This is a genomic window from Klebsiella planticola ATCC 33531, from assembly GCF_000735435.1.
Classification (GTDB): Bacteria; Pseudomonadota; Gammaproteobacteria; order Enterobacterales; family Enterobacteriaceae; genus Klebsiella; species Klebsiella planticola.
In genome coordinates this window covers 131494-146935 of record NZ_JMPP01000041.1, presented here as the reverse complement: position 1 = coordinate 146935, position 15442 = coordinate 131494, and the positions used below count along the sequence as shown (strand labels likewise).

Here is a 15442-nt window from a genome sequence, read left to right as displayed (position 1 = left end):
TGCGCTTTTTCTTTTTTCGCCCTTTATTCAAACTCAAGTGAATTGCCGCTAATGACCCTATTGAGAGATGAAATTCGCGATCACTCAGCGGAAGAGATGCTGTTTATTCGTCGTGCCGCGATCGCGTTTCTACTGGTGGTGGTCTGCTTTGGCGTGCTGATTTTTAACCTCTACCGTTTACAGGTTAAGCAGCACGATTTCTATCAGACCCGATCGAATCAGAATGACATTAAAATGCTGCCTATCGCGCCAGACCGTGGGCTTATTTTCGATCGCAACGGTATCCCGCTGGTACAGAACATCACTCTCTACCGCCTGCAGGTGATCCCGAGCAAAATTGCCGATATGACCGCGTTGCTGAACGCATTGACCCCGATAGTGGATTTGACCCCCGATGATATCGCCAGTTTCCGCGATGATATGCACCACAACGGTCGCTACAAGCAGGTGACCCTGAAGTCGGCCCTGAGCGATGTTGAAGTGGCACGCTTTGCGGTGAACGAGTTTCGTTTTCCAGGCGTAACGGTGGAGAGCTACCAGCAGCGCGACTACCCCTACGGTGCCCAGCTGGCGCACGTGGTCGGCTATGTATCGAAAATCAACGACAGCGACCTGCAACGGCTGGCCAAAAACGGCGAGGCGGAGAACTATGCCGCCGACCATAATATCGGCAAGCAGGGTATTGAAGGCTATTACGAAAAAGAGCTCCACGGCACCACCGGCTATCAGGAGGTGGAAGTCGATAACCATGGTCGCGTGGTGCGTTTGCTGAAAGAGGTGCCGCCGGTGGCCGGGAAGGATATCTACCTGACGCTGGATCTGCACCTGCAGCAGTACATTGAAGGGGTGCTGAAGGGGCAGCGTGCGGCGGTGGTGGCGGTCGATCCGCGCGACGGCGGGGTGCTGGCGATGGTCTCCAGTCCCAGCTATGACCCGAATCCGTTTGTGAAAGGGATTGGCTATAAGGCCTACCGTTCTCTGCTCGATAACCCGGACCGCCCGCTGATTAACCGCGTGACCCAGGGGCTCTATCCGCCGGCATCGACGGTGAAACCCTATATGGCGCTGTCGGCACTTTCCGCTGGCGTGATTACCCCTACCACGACCTTTTTCGGTGCGCCGACCTGGACGCTACCCGGTACCCAGCGCCGCTATCGCGACTGGCTGAAAACCGGGCATGGGATGCTGAACGTGACCAAGGCGATTGAGGAGTCGGCGGACACCTTCTTCTATCAGGTGGCCTTTGAAATGGGCATTGACCGCATTCACAGCTGGCTGAGCAAGTTTGGCTACGGGCAGTTGACCGGGATTGATTTGAATGAAGAGTATGCCGGGGTGTTGCCGAGCCGCGAGTGGAAGCAGAAGGTGCATAAAAAGCCGTGGTATCAGGGGGACACCATTTCGGTCGGGATCGGCCAGGGCTACTGGATCGCTACGCCTGTCCAGATGGTGAAGGCGCTGACGACGCTGCTCAACAACGGCAAGGTAAAAAATCCCCATCTGCTCTATTCCATGAAGCGCGGCAATAAGGTTGAGCGCTATCAGCCGCCGAACAATACGCCGCAGGTGGGCGATCCGAAATCGCCGTACTGGGGCATCGTGCGCAACGGGATGTACGGCATGGCTAACTTGCCTAACGGCACCGGTTATAAACTGTTTCATACCGCGCCGTATCAGATTGCCGCGAAGTCCGGTACTTCGCAGGTCTTCAGTCTGAAGGAGAATCAGACCTACAATGCGAAGATGATCCCGGTCAGATTACGCGATCATATCTTCTATACCTTGTTTGCTCCGTATCAGCATCCAAAGGTGGCGATGGCGCTGATTCTGGAAAACGGCGGCGGCGACGGCGTTGTCGCCGGGCCAACGGCGCGCGCTATCCTTGACCACATCTTTGATCCGGCCAACGCGCCTGATATTGCGCAAGGGGCTGAAGCCAGCGTTCCGCAGATAGACAGCGCCGACGCGCAGTAGAGCAGGAGAGTATCGCCCGGCGTTGTGCTGGCCGGGCGAGGTTTACGTTTGCACTTCTTTGCTCTGCAGCGCTTATTCCCGCAGGGTGTCACTCATAGAGATTGGTTATTTGTCGAAACAGCCGCCTTTCTCCATAGTGAAAGGACTGTAGAAAGCATCGAAGGGGAACGGGCTATGGCGTTGAGAAACAAACTTCTTATTGTGCAGACCGGCGCGCCGCCGGCGGAAATTGAGGCCGAACATGGCGATCTTCCGCGGTGGTTTGGTCGGCTGCTTGCGCCCTGGCGTCAGCAGATCGCCACCGTGCGTGTCTATGCGGGGGAAACGCTGCCCGCTCCGGATAGCCAGACCGTGGCGGTGATGACCGGCTCGTGGGCGATGGTCACCGATCGGCTGGCGTGGAGCGAGAAAACCGCCGCGTGGATCCGTTCGGCGATGGCGGTGGAGATGCCATTATTTGGTATCTGCTACGGTCATCAGCTGATGGCCGACGCGCTCGGCGGCGAGGTGGCGTATCATCCGGCAGGACGCGAAACGGGATGCAAGGCGATTACGCTTTCCGCTGCCGGACGAACGGACCCGCTGTTAAGCGACCGGCCGGCCCATTTCCCTGCGCACCTCAGCCATCTGCAAACGGTCGTCAGGCTGCCGCCGGATGCGACGGTGCTGGCCGCATCAGCGCACGATCCCCACCAGATAGTGCGCTATACCCGCCATGCGCTGTCCACGCAGTTCCATCCGGAATTTACCCCTGAAATTGCGCGTTCATTGATCCACTATCGTGATGAGGTACTACGGAGAGAGGGAATCGATCCCCGGCAACTGCTGGATCAGGTGGAGGCATGTCCGGTCGCGGCGGGAATATTAACCCGCTTCGTGGCCAACTATCTGGAGCCGGACGTTCCACACGCCTAACAGGCCGCTGAGGGCTGAACGTAGGCGTTAGCCCGCACAGTGGTCCTTCCGTCTGTATCCCAATGTATCTGCAGGGGGAGCAATACATCGCGATACAAAACCCCGCCTTTCTGCGCATATGCCGTATACAAAACGCTGGTTAACTGTCTGCGTCCTCTCTTCTCTTTCAGTTAACAGGTGGCTTTATGAACAGATTATCTCGGATCCGTAACGGTAGCGCGCTGATGCTGGCGCTGTCAGCTCTGTGGTCAGCCGGCGTTTGCGCGGCGGACGATGCCAGTGCATTCGATCATGTTCAACAGATTCAGGCCGGCGACCTGAATATCGGCTATGTCGATATCGGTCCGCGTGACGGTCAGCCGGTTATCCTGCTGCACGGCTGGCCATATGACATTCATAGCTATGCGGCGGTCGCGCCAGCGTTAGCAAAGCAAGGATTCCGCGTCATCGTGCCGTATCTGCGTGGCTATGGTACCACCCGTTTTCTCTCTGCAAATACGCCGCGCAACGGACAGCCCTCGGCCATGGCGGCAGATATTCTTCACCTGATGGACGCCTTGCAGATAAAACGGGCCGATGTGGCCGGGTTTGACTGGGGGGCGCGTACGGCCGATATCATGGCGGCGCTGTGGCCGGAGCGGGTTAAATCACTGGTTTCGGTGAGCGGGTATCTGATTGGCAGCCAGCACATCGGCGCCAAACCGCTGCCGCCGCAGGCGGAACTCTCCTCAGTATTGGCCTGCTGATGCAAAGGGCAAGCTGCGCTACACCGCTTTTGGCGAAGGGGACTATGTGCAGCAGGAGAAGATGATCCAGCAGTTGTTACAAGAGGCGAGAGCCTGAGTGGGGTAAAAGTCTCGCTGGCGCTGCGTTGCAGCGGTCAGAGGATGGCCTGACAGCTCATCAGTAGCCCGGTCAGTAATTTAATCGTGACAGTGTCACTTATTTCTGGTCCGCAGAGCGAGATAAAAAAGCCGATAAGGTCAGTTATCGGCTTTTTTCAGCAAGTTTCGCCACAAAGAGTGTTGAGCGGGGCGGCAGTCAACTACCGTCCCGCTCAAGGATGTTACTTCGCCAGCAATTCCTGCGCGGTGCGCTCCACCAGATTCAGCAGTACCTTCACGTCCTCAAGCGTCACGATCGGGTTCAGCAGCGTCAGCTTCAGGCAGGTCATGCCGTTGTGCTCGGTCACCCCGACGTTTGCCCGACCGGAATCGAGCAGCGCATCCCCGACGCGTTGGTTGAGCAGGGCGATAGCGGCATCATCGCTGCCGGCCATCTGCGCCGGACGAGAGCGGAACAGCACGCTCGCCAGCTGCGGCTGCATGACCAGCTCCAGCGTCGGCTGAGATGTAACGTATTGCGCGACGTTTTTCGCCATGGTCACGCCATGATCGATGATCTCCGCGTACTGTTTCTGACCCAGCGCTTCCAGACCCATCCACAGCTTCAGGGCATCGAAACGGCGGGTGGTCTGCAGCGATTTGGAGACCAGATTCGGCACGCCGTGTTCTTCATCGAACTCGGAGTTCAGATAGGCCGCCTGGTAGCGCATCAGCTCGTAGTGGCGCGCGTCTTTTAACAGGAACGCGCCGCAGCTGATGGTCTGGAAGAACTGTTTGTGGAAGTCCAGGGTAATGGAGTCCACGCACTCAATGCCGTCCAGATAGTCGCGGTACTGCTCAGAAAGCAGCAGCGCGCCGCCCCATGCCGCATCCACGTGCAGCCAGATCTGATGTTCCGCCGCTACGCCGGCGATAGCACGCAGTGGGTCGATAGCGCCCGCGTCGGTAGTGCCGGCGGTGGCGACGATCGCCATGATCTGCTCGCCGTTAGCCTGCGCTTCGGCAATTTTCGCTTTCAGGTCAGCGACGTCCATCCGCGCAAATTCGTCGGTTTTCACCAGCGTCACGGCGCGGTAGCCGAGGCCCATCAGCGCCATGTTCTTCTGCACTGAGAAGTGGGCATTTTCAGAGCACAGCACTTTATACTGACGCACGTCACCCGGCAGACCGTCCTGCTGGATGGAGTGCCCCTGACGAGCGAAGAAGGCATCGCGCGCCAGCATCAGCCCCATCAGGTTGCTTTGGGTGCCGCCGCTGGTGAAGACGCCGGCGTCGCCGGCCGGGTAACCGACCTGAGCACGCAGCCATTCGATCAGCTTCATCTCAATGATGGTCGCCGACGGGCTTTGGTCCCAGGAGTCCATGCTCTGGTTGGTGGCGTTAATCAGCACTTCCGCCGCCTGGCTAACCACCAGGCTCGGACAGTGCAGATGCGCCACGCACTGCGGGTGATGTACCGACAGGCTGTCTTTCAGGAAGTACTCGATCGCACGTTCAATCGCCGCCTGGTTACCCAGACCCTGCTCGGTGAACTCAAGGGTAATGCGCTCGCGCAGTTCGGCGACGCTTTTACCTTGATACATCTCAGGCTGCTGCAACCATTGCGCGACGGCCTGGCTGGTCTGGGCGATCGCCTGCTGATAAGCCTCAATACTTTGCGGCGAAGCAGCAAGAATCGGATTCAATTTGGACATTGCGGTCACTCGCTCCACTCAGACCGGTTTGACACCGGCGGCCAGCATGGCCTGTTCAAATTTGTCGAGGAAAATTTCCAGCTCGGCGTTGCTGATCAGCAGCGACGGCAGCAGACGCAGGACGCAGCCGCCGCGGCCACCGCGTTCGAGGATCAGGCCCGCTTCGAAACATTTCTTCTGTAGCAGGGCGGACAGCGCGCCGTCAGCCGGGTAGCAGCCCATATGATCCTGCTCGCCGTTCGGGTTGACGATCTCAATCCCGATCATCAGACCCAGACCGCGAATGTGACCCATGACCGGGAAACGCTTCTGCATATCGGCCAGTTTGCCTTTCAGCCATTCGCCCTGCGCGGCCACTTTGCCAGCAATATCGTTATCTTTCAGGTGACGCAGGGTGGTCAAGCCGGTGGCCATCGCCAGCTGGTTGCCGCGGAAGGTGCCGGTATGGTGGCCCGGTTCCCAGGCATCAAACTGCTTCTTGATACCCAGAACGGCCAGCGGCAGACCGCCGCCGACGGCTTTCGACATCACGATAATGTCCGGCTCAATGCCGGCGTGTTCGAAGGCAAACAGCTTACCGGTACGGGCAAAGCCAGCCTGAACTTCGTCGATGATCAGCAGAATGCCGTGTTCCTGAGTCACTTTGCGGATGCGCTGCAACCACTCAACCGGAGCCGGGTTCACACCGCCTTCGCCCTGAACGGCTTCGAGGATCACCGCCGCCGGTTTACGCACGCCGCTTTCCACGTCGTTGATCAGGTTTTCGAAGTAGTAGGTCAGCGCTTTCACGCCCGCTTCGCCGCCGATACCCAGCGGGCAGCGGTACTGATGCGGATAGGGCATAAACTGCACTTCTGGCATCATGCCATTGACCGCTTCTTTCGGTGACAGGTTGCCGGTTACCGACAGCGCGCCGTGGGTCATACCGTGGTAGCCACCGGAGAAGCTAATAACCGAAGAACGGCCGGTGTATTTTTTCGCCAGCTTCAGCGCCGCTTCTACGGCGTCAGCGCCGGACGGGCCGGTGAACTGCAGGCAATATTCTTTACCTTCTCCCGGCAGTAATGAGAGCAGGTATTCGGAGAAGCGATCTTTTAACGGGGTAGTCAGATCGAGGGTATGTAACGGCAAGCCGCTGGTAATGACACTTTGGATGCTTTGCAGCACATCAGGGTGGTTGTGACCAAGAGCGAGGGTACCCGCGCCGGCAAGGCAATCCAGGTACTGTTTGTTATCCGCATCGGTTAACCACACGCCTTCCGCTTTTGCGATAGCCAGAGGCAGCTTGCGCGGGTAACTCCTGACGTTCGATTCGAATTCAGCCTGACGGGCCAAAAAGGTTTCGTTGTTCGCGTCCAATAAATCTGCACTTAAAGTATCAATACGGACTTTATCCGTCATCATATCACTCCCACAACCAGCGTTACGGTTGAACACTGGTTGAATAATTGGTTTTAGAAAATGAATCGCCATTCATAAAGCGCGCACAATATATGGCTTTTTAAATCGTCATTCAATGTTTTATTTATTGAGGTATTTTTACGTTATTTTTACACAACGCAAATCAATGGTAATACATTGATTTATATGATTTATTTAAAGTGTTATAAAACCATTAAAAGTGTAATTCTTAGTGAGGGAAACTGCCGGGTTTTATTACCGCTTCGCTAAAGTAGCTGACGGAAATTCTTCCGTCAGCAGTATGGTTACTCAATGCAGTTCGACCGCATAATGAGTTAAAGGTGTGATTTTTTTAACCAACTTGTTGTTATATAAAAACTGTTCATAAGCCTCGTAGCGGGCCTTATCCAGCGCCGCGGGATTGCCGGCAAACAGGGGGGCCGTCTGCTGCCAGGCCTGCTGGTTCAGTTCGGTATTCAGCTCCGGATGAGCGGCGGCAAAAGCCTGCCAGGTTTCCTGCGGATGCGCTCGCAGATAGGTCACTCCCTCCTGCAGCGCGACGAGGAACTTTTTGATTTTGGCCGCGTGAATTTCATCGCGATTGGCGACAATCACCAGCTCGTCGTAGGCCGGAACGCCGAAATCTTCGACATTCATCACCTGCGGGTCTTTACCCTGCAGCTTGAGCTCCAGCGCTTCAATATTACGATAGCCGCCAATCACCGCGTCAACCTGGCCGGCCAACAGGGCGCTGGTCAACTGGAAATTGACGTTAATCAGCTTGATGCTTTGCGGATCGATATGGGCATGTTGCGCCATCGTCGCCAGCGTAGCCTGCTCGATACCGCTGACCGAATAGCCGACTTTTTTGCCTTTCAGGTCAGCAGGGGTTTTGATGCTTTTATCCAGGGCGATGACCGTGTTCAACGGCGAGTTAATCAAGGTACCGACCCGCACCAGCGGCAGACCCTCATCGGCGAAAAAGTGCACCTGCGGCTGATAGGTGATAGCCAGATCCGCCTGACCGGCGGCCACCAGACGCGGCGGCAGGGCCGGGTCAGACGGCGGGACGATCTTAACGTCCAGTCCTTGCGCTTTAAAGGCGCCAATCTGTTCCGCCACCATAATCGGCGCATGGTCCGGGTTGATGTACCAGTCCAGCACCAGGGTCAGCTTCTCGTTGGCCATCGCCTGTCCGCTGATAAGCGCGGTTAATGTGATGGCGGTGAAAACGGGTTTACGCATGATTATTCCTTATTCCGGTGTCCAGTTGATCAGCCGGTGTAATAGAGCATCCACTGCCAGCCATAGCAGAATGGTCAGCAGTACTAAAATAAACAGCGCCGCAAAGCAGACATCGGTTTGCATGCGCGCGTTCGCATTGAGCATCACATAGCCCAGTCCTTCGGCGGAACCGACCCATTCGCCGATGATCGCGCCGATTGGCGCCACGGCAGCGGCCATTCGCAGGCCGGAACCCAGCGCCGGCAGGGCGGCCATCAGGCGAACATGTCGGAGCTGCGCTCCTGACGAGGCGCCCATCGTACGGGCCAGATCGAGGTAGTCGTGATTGACCCGCCGCAGGCCGTCAAAAAATGCCGACGTCACGGGGAAGAAAATCACCAGAACCGCCATCATCACTTTGGCGCTCATCCCGAAGCCAAACCACAGCACCAGCAGCGGGGCGAGGGCGAAAACCGGAATCGCCTGGCTGGTCAGCACCAGCGGCATCAGCCAGCGCTGTAGGCGCGGCGAGATCATCATGCACAGGGCCAACACCACGCCGAGCAGCACCCCGAGCGTCAGGCCACTGAGGATCTCGCTCAAGGTAACCAGCGTGTGCCAGCCCAGCCAGCTGCGGTTGTTCCACAGGGCGGCAGCCACTGCCGATGGCGACGGCAGCAGGAATGCAGGGATACCGCTGCGACTGAGCAGCCACCAAAATATCAGCAGGCCGCAGAACACGACGCCGCCGCGGAAAAGTTTCCCTCTCATCCGTTGGCCCTCATCAGCTGTTGCAGCAGCGCGGCTTGTCCCTTCAGCAGCACCGGATCGTCCGGCGCCCGCGGCGGTATCCCCGTCAGATGATGGGAGTCATCAATGCCGCCTGGCGGCGGCGAGAGCACCAGCAGGCGATGGCTGAGCCGGCAGGCTTCCATCGGGTCGTGGGTAATCAGCACCACCGTACGCTGAGTCAACAGTTCCGCTGCCAGGGTCTGGATACGCGTGCGGGTGAGGGTGTCCAGCGCAGAAAAAGGCTCATCCATTAACACGATCGGCCGATCTTCATACAGCGTGCGCGCCAGCGCCGCCCGCTGACGCATGCCGCCGGAGAGCGACGCCGGACGATCGTCGGCGCAGTGGCTGAGACCCACCTGCTCTAATAGCGTCGCAACCCGCTGCCGATCGACGCGCTCTCCGCGCAGGCGGGCGCCAAGCGCCACGTTGTCGCGCACGCTTAGCCACGGATAGAGCAGATCCTTTTGCCCCATCCAGGCCAGACGAGGGGCCAGCGGGCGACCGTCGCTGGCCTGAACCTGACCGTGGGTGGGGGCGGCCAGTCCGGCGATAATTCGCAGCAGGCTGGTTTTTCCGGCACCGCTGGCCCCCAGCAGCGAAACCCACTCTCCAGCGGGAATATCAAACGACAACTTGTCAAAAATGACCCGCGAGCCGAAGCGCAGGCTTAATTCCCGCACCGCAATAGTCGGAGCCGTCACTGAGCGACCGCCGCGGCATTCAGTCCCATCTGCCAGAAGTTGGCTTCCAGACGGGTGGCCGTGGTGAAGATGGCGCTCAGCTCTGCGACGCGCGATTCGGCGCCGCGCTGCTGCCAGACGCGCTCCAGCAGATCGATTGCCGCCGTGACGCCGTCAAGATAGCCCGCATCGCCGTAGTTACGGATCCAGGAGGCATAGGGGTTGTCGGTGAGTCGGGTGGCCGGATTGTCGAGCAATCCGAGGCCGATTTCCGCATAGCCTGCCACGCAGGGCATCAGCGCCACCAGCAGATCGAGCGCATCGCCGGAGTGACCGATATCCAGCACGTAGCGGGTATAGTTCACCGTCTCCGGCGCTTCGCTTTCGGCGGCCATTGTCGCTTCGTCCAGCCCCCAGCCCGCGCAATAGCCGACGTGCAGCGGCAGTTCGCCAAGAATCGCGTTCATTGAGGCGGCCGCGGCGCGCATCTCCGGGAGCGTGCGCAGTTTGCTGACCAACAGGGCATAGCTACGGGCAAAGTGGATCAGGAACAGGTAGTCCTGAGTCAGATAGCGGCGGAAGGCGCGTTCGGGCAGGGTACCCTCGGCAAGCTGGCGGAGAAAAGGATGGGCAACGTATTGTTCCCAGTCGCATCCCGCCTGCTGGCGCAGACGACCATAAATACCCTGGGTAAAGATCGGCAGAATCACAGGACCTCCTGATTGCGGGGGAGATCCGGGTGTGCGGAAGTATGAACAGGCAATGGCGGTAAACTGGCAAAATTGCCGACCCGTCCCTTCGCTGGCATGACCCAGATCAGGTTCAAAGGGTTCGGCTTACGCCATCTCAGCCCTCACGGGACACCCCTCGGTTGCGCCATGTTATACGGCATTCACTTTTTGATTACAATCCCGGCCGCGGGCGAATTCGTGCCAGATTATGTGACACTGTCACTCATCCGGGTGGCTAAATACTCAGCGCCGGCATAATTTTGCTACAGCTAATTGGCTTTCTATGCCCTTTTCGCTGGCTAATTTGTCCAGAATTAAAAAAAACCGCCGACCGAAAATTGGTCGTTCATGGCACCATAGGATATATTTTTTATTACCATGAAACCCATTATTCTTCAGCTACATGGGCATTCAGAACCCATCACGACGCCGGAGAGTGCATGACGTTTTCGCTACCGACCATATTGCTGGCGCTCCTCGTGCCACTTTCCCTTCCCGCCGCTTGCGCCGAACTGTTCGATCCCGAAGATGGCATGCTGGATATGAGCCGCTATCTGCAGGATAACCCGTACGGATTCCTGCCGGTGCCGATGGCGATAACCGAGCCGGCGGTGGGCTATGGCGGGGGGCTGTTTGGTCTCTTTTTGCACGGTAAAGGGACGCGGGATGGCGATAATTTTATTCCGCCGCCGATCACCGCTTTTGGCGGCGGCGGAACGCAGAACGGGACCTGGTTCGTCGGCGGCGGCCACCGGCATACCTGGAATAATGACCGTATTCGCTATCTGGTGCTGCTGGGCTACGCCAATATTAAACTGGATATCTATTCCGACGGATTGAGCAGTTTTAATAAAAATACCGCTATCCACTCGCAGACCCGCGGCTATGGCGGTCTGCAAAAACTGCTGTTTCGCGTCGGCGACACGCCGATATTTGTCGGCGCCTCTCAGGTGTATGCGAAAACCGAGGTTTCCGCCGATAACCCGGTCGTTAATCGGGTCTGGCAGCAGGTGCTGGGTCAGGAGAGCGCGTCATCGGCGCTGGGCGTGGTGGCGGAATATGACACTACGGATAATTTTTTCTACCCTAAGAAGGGGTTATCGGTACAAAGCGAGTATCGATTTTTCCGTTCATTGCTTGGTGGCGACTATCATTACGATCAGTTCTCTGTAGATGGGAAATACTACATCCCACTGAGTCGCACGCTGACGCTCGCCGTGGCTGGCAACTACCAGTCGTTGACCCACCATGATAAGCGCCTGACGCCAATGGCTCGCCCGTATATCGAATTACGCGGGATTTCTCGTTACCGCTATCAGGGCGATTATGTCAGTACGGCGCAGACTCAGCTTGCCTGGGAATTTCAGCCGCGCTGGATCCTGCAAGGGTTTGTCGGTATCGGCAGCGCCGCTGACGAAGCCCATTCTCTGTGGGAGCAAACCGACGTGGCGTGGGGGACCGGGTTTCGCTACCTGATAGCGCGCCAGTATGGATTACAGACGGGGATTGATATCGCCTTCAGCGAACATGAACAGGCGCTTTATTTTAATGTGGGTTCCGGACTTTAAGGTCAGATGAGAAAAAAATGAGATGGACTAAAATCGTACTTACGTTGTTGTTAACGTCGGGCACCGCCTGGGGGGCCAGCACGACCGACAGTTCCGGCAGCAGTAACGACAGCTATTTTCCGATTTGGGGTGATGAGGCAAGGGCGCGTGGATACTCGATCCCGCTGCCGTTCGGGGTTAATTTAAGCTATATGAATATTCGCCAGGATATCCTGGTCGACAGTATCTCTTTTTCCGGACTGAAGCTCGGAAATCATCCGATACCGGGCGATATGTTCGCCATCGATGCGGGACATACGCGGCAGAAGAGCAAGACCGAGAACCTGCGTCTGGATATGTGGGTGTTTCCTTTTTTAAATATCTACGGCATCGCCGGGCATACCAGCGGATCGTCGCTATCAAAAGTGTCGGTTGACGCCGATCCCTCAAAATATACCGGGATCGACCGAATAATTGCCGGATCCGTACATCGACTCCATGAAAACGGACAGTTGCAGGATATTGATTTTGCGCTCGATTTTAAAGGCACCACCTGGGGAACCGGGTTTACCCTCGCCGGCGGCTATGGCAACTGGTTCGGCCTGATCGATACCAACTATACCCGTACCGACTTCGATATCCTTGACGGTAAAATCTCGGCCACTACCGTGTCGCCGCGCATTGGCTATCGCTTTAATTTACAAGGCATCGCTGGCCCGTCAAACTTAAGTATCTGGGTGGGCAGTATGTACCAGAACGTGCAGCAGGAGTTCAAAGGCAATCTCTCCGATCTGCATATGCCGCCGGAACTCCAGCCGCTCATTGCCGCGGTCAATAAAGACGATCAGGGCAAGTTTGACGTGAAGCAGCGGCTCTCTTCACCGTGGAACATGCTGGTGGGGGCGCAATATGAAATTACACAGAACTTTAACGTCTTAACCGAGTTTGGTTTTAACGAACGTAATAGCTTCTTTGTCGCCGGAGAATACCGTTTTTAACCTCGCAAGATGCCGCCTGCGAGCGTCCGTTTATGTCCTGGAGACAATGTTGATGCGTCATGGCTTGTTATTTTTACTGGCGGCCGCGTTCTCGGTGTGCGCGAAGGATCCGCTCTTACCGGTCGTTCCCGCTCCCCGGGTCAAACCGGTGGTCAGCCATCTGGCGCCGCCGGAAGCGCTGCGTCCGTGCTGTGCGTTTGGCTATGACCTGCATGTCAGAGCGATTGGGGTGCCGATCCCGGTCTATCAAATTGGTAATGTCCTGACGCTCGATACGCTGGGTAAACATCGCTACAACGACAGCGCGCTGGGGGCGGTAAAAAACCTCGTCGGACTGAGTGAAGAAGAAAACGGGCTGATCTATACCCGTCGCGGCGGGTTTATCGATATCGCCCACGTGCGCGATACCGCGGATAATACTTTTTATCTCTTCTCCCGTATTTACCCGCATCTTGGACAAGCGGGGCGCATTTTCTACAGCGAGGAGCTGGGCATCAGACGGATCCAGCTCAATGCTTTTATGCCGCCGGCCGCCCTGTCCCGGCGCTATGAGATTGCCGCCTGGCTCGCAGGCCGTCTGGCCTATGAGCTTGCGCAATGGCATGAAATTGCGCAGTGGAATGGCTTCCAGTCAGTTCCGGGGTTTTCGGAGGAAATCTCCGCCTTTTCCCCGGAAGATCTCTACTCTAATCTGCTGGGCGCCCGGCTGGCCATCAGCGTCATTTTGCACGGCCATGCCGGTTCGGTTGACGACTATAACCAGGCAATGGAAGCCGCGCTGAAAAAGGTGCTGGTAAAACTGATGGTGGCTCCGCGCAGCGAAACGGAAAGCATGTTCCGCAAGCTGGATGGCGACTGGTGGAATAGCCAGCGGCGGGTTCCGGATAAATTTCTGGTGCTCAAACGCAATTACGATATGAGCGACGATCGGCTGCCGACGCCGGTCCCGTTCGAGAGGACGACGCCCTGGCGGTTAACCCTGCCGCAGACGGTGGGCGGCTTTTCGCTCCCCGCGCTTGGACAGTTGCAAATTCATCCGGGGCAGGACATGCAGATGCTGCCGGTACCGGAGACCTTCTATACTCCCGGGCAGTTCCAGGGACTGGCCGATCGCGCCGAACGGGCGGATCAAACCCAGCTTGAGCGTATCGAGAAATAATTCAGCAACGGCGAGCGCCGGGGAGAATGCCTGGCTTCTGTCCGCGGCAGCGCCGTTTTGCTTTCCCGGTACACTTTCCATAATCAAAAAGGAACTATACTTCCGGCGTCTTGATCTCATGCCTGAACTTTCGACATCATTTCATTAGCTTACGCCGTTGGGCCAGATTGGCGATGAGAGCGTCGTTCAGAAGCGGGGTGCCTGTTCGCTGGAGGGCCGCATGTTATTAAAAGAGTTAATGATTTTTGATTTATTAAGCACCCCTGTCTGGGTGGTTCATCCTTTTAAAGAAGTCGTCGTCTACAGTAATCAGGCCTCCAGAACCCTGAGTGGAGCGATGTCGCTGGATGAAATGCGCAAAGGCACGCTCTCCAGCTGTCCGCAACGCAGCCTGCAGAATTATCTGTATTACTTCAAAAATATTGCTGAAGTATTTGAAGTGTGGACCATTCAAACCCCGGAAGGTCTGAGTCCGATTTATTGTAAAACCACGCTGATTAAATCCGAAGAATATGACACATTAATTCTGTTCGAAGCCGTAAAGATCCTGCAGCAAAATGACTCGTTTAAGGCACTCCCCGCGCATACCTACAAACGGCGCAGCAATAGTTTCTTCTCGCGTTTTTTTATGACCAGTTCCGCCCCGATGCTGTTGATCGACCCTGAACAGGACGGGCGAATTATTGATGCGAATATCGCCGCGCTGCGGTTTTATAACTACACGGCCGATGAGATGCGCACTCGCCATACCTGGCAGATCAATACCCTGGGAAGGGACGTGCTTCCCGTTATGCGCAGCGTGGCAAGCTTACCCGGCGGCCACAAGCCGCTTAATTTTACCCATATTCTGTCCGATGGTTCTCTCCGCTATGTTCAGACCTATGCCGGGCCGGTGGTGCTGAACCATATACGGCTGATGCTGTGTATTATTCATGACATTACTGAAGAGGTGAATCTGAAGGAAGAACTTGAATTTGCGGCCACTCACGATCCTTTAACCGGATTACTTAACCGACGCGAGTTTTATCGTATTGTTGATTCCTCGTTATTTCATGCTGACGGTTTTTGCCTGCTGCTGGTTGATGTCGATAATTTTAAAGCGATTAATGATAGCTACGGACACCAAAAAGGCGATGAGGTGCTGCTGGCTATTTCCCGAATTCTTGAATCCGCCGCCAGAATTCAGGACCAGATCTATCGCTGGGGAGGAGAGGAATTTTTATTATTTCTCCCCGGTGCGACAATCGCGCCGGCACTGGCGATGGCGGAAGCGATTCGCCACGCGGTCAGCTGTTATCATATCCCCGAGCACGCCGGGACGGTGACGGTCAGTATCGGCGTCGCGGAACATCAGGAGGGTGAAGAGATCGATCAGCTGTTTAATCGCGTCGATAAAGCGCTGTATGCCGCGAAGAAAGAAGGGCGAAACCAGGTAAAGCTTCATCTGGTCGAAAAATATTAAAAACCTGGAGCCACAAC

12 protein-coding genes, 2 pseudogenes and 1 riboswitch are annotated in these 15442 nt (G+C 56.6%); of the genes and pseudogenes, 8 read left to right on the top strand and 6 right to left on the bottom strand.

Features of this window, described 5'->3' with window-relative positions:
* The first annotated feature begins 51 nt into the window (after positions 1-51).
* From mrdA to GRPL_RS27570, 4 genes and pseudogenes are all read left to right on the top strand, one after another.
* Positions 52-1974, top strand: coding sequence for a penicillin-binding protein 2 (gene mrdA / locus GRPL_RS08495; RefSeq protein ID WP_032699867.1), 1923 nt, complete (start codon positions 52-54; stop codon positions 1972-1974).
* Between the two features lie 174 nt (positions 1975-2148).
* Positions 2149-2889 (top strand): glutamine amidotransferase, encoded by a 741-nt coding sequence (locus GRPL_RS08500; RefSeq protein ID WP_032699866.1) that lies wholly within the window; start codon positions 2149-2151, stop codon positions 2887-2889.
* Between the two features lie 185 nt (positions 2890-3074).
* Positions 3075-3617 (top strand): annotated as a pseudogene (locus tag GRPL_RS08505) (alpha/beta fold hydrolase); the annotation flags it as partial.
* A gap of 1 nt (position 3618) precedes the next feature.
* A pseudogene (locus GRPL_RS27570) lies at positions 3619-3732 on the top strand (cytochrome c biogenesis protein DipZ); the annotation flags it as partial.
* A 223-nt stretch (positions 3733-3955) separates the two neighbouring features.
* Here the strand turns inward: GRPL_RS27570 and GRPL_RS08510 are convergent.
* The 6 genes from GRPL_RS08510 to GRPL_RS08535 form a co-directional block, all read right to left on the bottom strand.
* Entirely contained in the window at positions 3956-5437 is a 1482-nt protein-coding gene (locus GRPL_RS08510) for a pyridoxal phosphate-dependent decarboxylase family protein (protein ID WP_162180095.1), read from the bottom strand.
* A 9-nt stretch (positions 5438-5446) separates the two neighbouring features.
* Positions 5447-6832: a diaminobutyrate--2-oxoglutarate transaminase gene (locus GRPL_RS08515; RefSeq protein WP_015584344.1), complete on the bottom strand. Its 1386-nt coding sequence runs from the start codon at positions 6830-6832 to the stop codon at positions 5447-5449.
* 306 nt (positions 6833-7138) lie between these two features.
* Positions 7139-8074 (bottom strand): ABC transporter substrate-binding protein, encoded by a 936-nt coding sequence (locus GRPL_RS08520; RefSeq protein ID WP_032687753.1) that lies wholly within the window; start codon positions 8072-8074, stop codon positions 7139-7141.
* Between the two features lie 9 nt (positions 8075-8083).
* Positions 8084-8824, bottom strand: a complete 741-nt coding sequence (locus GRPL_RS08525) for an ABC transporter permease (RefSeq protein ID WP_032687751.1) — start codon at positions 8822-8824, stop codon at positions 8084-8086.
* The gene (locus GRPL_RS08530; RefSeq protein WP_032699864.1) at positions 8821-9549 is read right to left on the bottom strand and encodes an ABC transporter ATP-binding protein; all 729 of its coding nucleotides are present in this window, start codon (positions 9547-9549) and stop codon (positions 8821-8823) included. Before GRPL_RS08530 ends, GRPL_RS08525 begins: the two co-directional genes overlap by 4 nt.
* Positions 9546-10238 (bottom strand): TenA family protein, encoded by a 693-nt coding sequence (locus tag GRPL_RS08535; protein WP_032696212.1) that lies wholly within the window; start codon positions 10236-10238, stop codon positions 9546-9548. The genes GRPL_RS08530 and GRPL_RS08535 overlap by 4 nt, the downstream gene beginning before the upstream one ends.
* Before the next feature lie 66 nt (positions 10239-10304).
* Positions 10305-10406: riboswitch (TPP riboswitch) on the bottom strand.
* 293 nt (positions 10407-10699) lie between these two features.
* On the opposite strand from GRPL_RS08535, the gene GRPL_RS08540 reads away from it, so the two are divergent.
* From GRPL_RS08540 to GRPL_RS08555, 4 genes are all read left to right on the top strand, one after another.
* Positions 10700-11827, top strand: coding sequence for a BamA/TamA family outer membrane protein (locus tag GRPL_RS08540; RefSeq protein WP_032699863.1), 1128 nt, complete (start codon positions 10700-10702; stop codon positions 11825-11827).
* A 17-nt stretch (positions 11828-11844) separates the two neighbouring features.
* Positions 11845-12804, top strand: a complete 960-nt coding sequence (locus GRPL_RS08545; protein WP_032687747.1) for a putative outer membrane beta-barrel protein — start codon at positions 11845-11847, stop codon at positions 12802-12804.
* A gap of 52 nt (positions 12805-12856) precedes the next feature.
* A complete protein-coding gene (locus GRPL_RS08550) occupies positions 12857-13963 on the top strand; it encodes a DUF4056 domain-containing protein (RefSeq protein WP_032699862.1) in 1107 nt (368 codons plus the stop codon).
* Between the two features lie 220 nt (positions 13964-14183).
* Positions 14184-15425, top strand: coding sequence for a GGDEF domain-containing protein (locus GRPL_RS08555; protein WP_032699861.1), 1242 nt, complete (start codon positions 14184-14186; stop codon positions 15423-15425).
* Positions 15426-15442: the final 17 nt, after the last annotated feature.

What these genes read in the sequence shown, in the direction of transcription:
- mrdA (WP_032699867.1), top strand. Translation starts at nt 52, where the DNA reads ATGACCCTATTGAGAGATGAAATTCGCGATCACTCAGCGGAAGAGATG.
- GRPL_RS08500 (WP_032699866.1), top strand. Translation starts at nt 2,149, where the DNA reads ATGGCGTTGAGAAACAAACTTCTTATTGTGCAGACCGGCGCGCCGCCG.
- GRPL_RS08515 (WP_015584344.1), bottom strand. Translation starts at nt 6,832, where the DNA reads ATGATGACGGATAAAGTCCGTATTGATACTTTAAGTGCAGATTTATTG.
- GRPL_RS08520 (WP_032687753.1), bottom strand. Translation starts at nt 8,074, where the DNA reads ATGCGTAAACCCGTTTTCACCGCCATCACATTAACCGCGCTTATCAGC.
- GRPL_RS08525 (WP_032687751.1), bottom strand. Translation starts at nt 8,824, where the DNA reads ATGAGAGGGAAACTTTTCCGCGGCGGCGTCGTGTTCTGCGGCCTGCTG.
- GRPL_RS08540 (WP_032699863.1), top strand. Translation starts at nt 10,700, where the DNA reads ATGACGTTTTCGCTACCGACCATATTGCTGGCGCTCCTCGTGCCACTT.
- GRPL_RS08545 (WP_032687747.1), top strand. Translation starts at nt 11,845, where the DNA reads ATGAGATGGACTAAAATCGTACTTACGTTGTTGTTAACGTCGGGCACC.
- GRPL_RS08550 (WP_032699862.1), top strand. Translation starts at nt 12,857, where the DNA reads ATGCGTCATGGCTTGTTATTTTTACTGGCGGCCGCGTTCTCGGTGTGC.
- GRPL_RS08555 (WP_032699861.1), top strand. Translation starts at nt 14,184, where the DNA reads ATGTTATTAAAAGAGTTAATGATTTTTGATTTATTAAGCACCCCTGTC.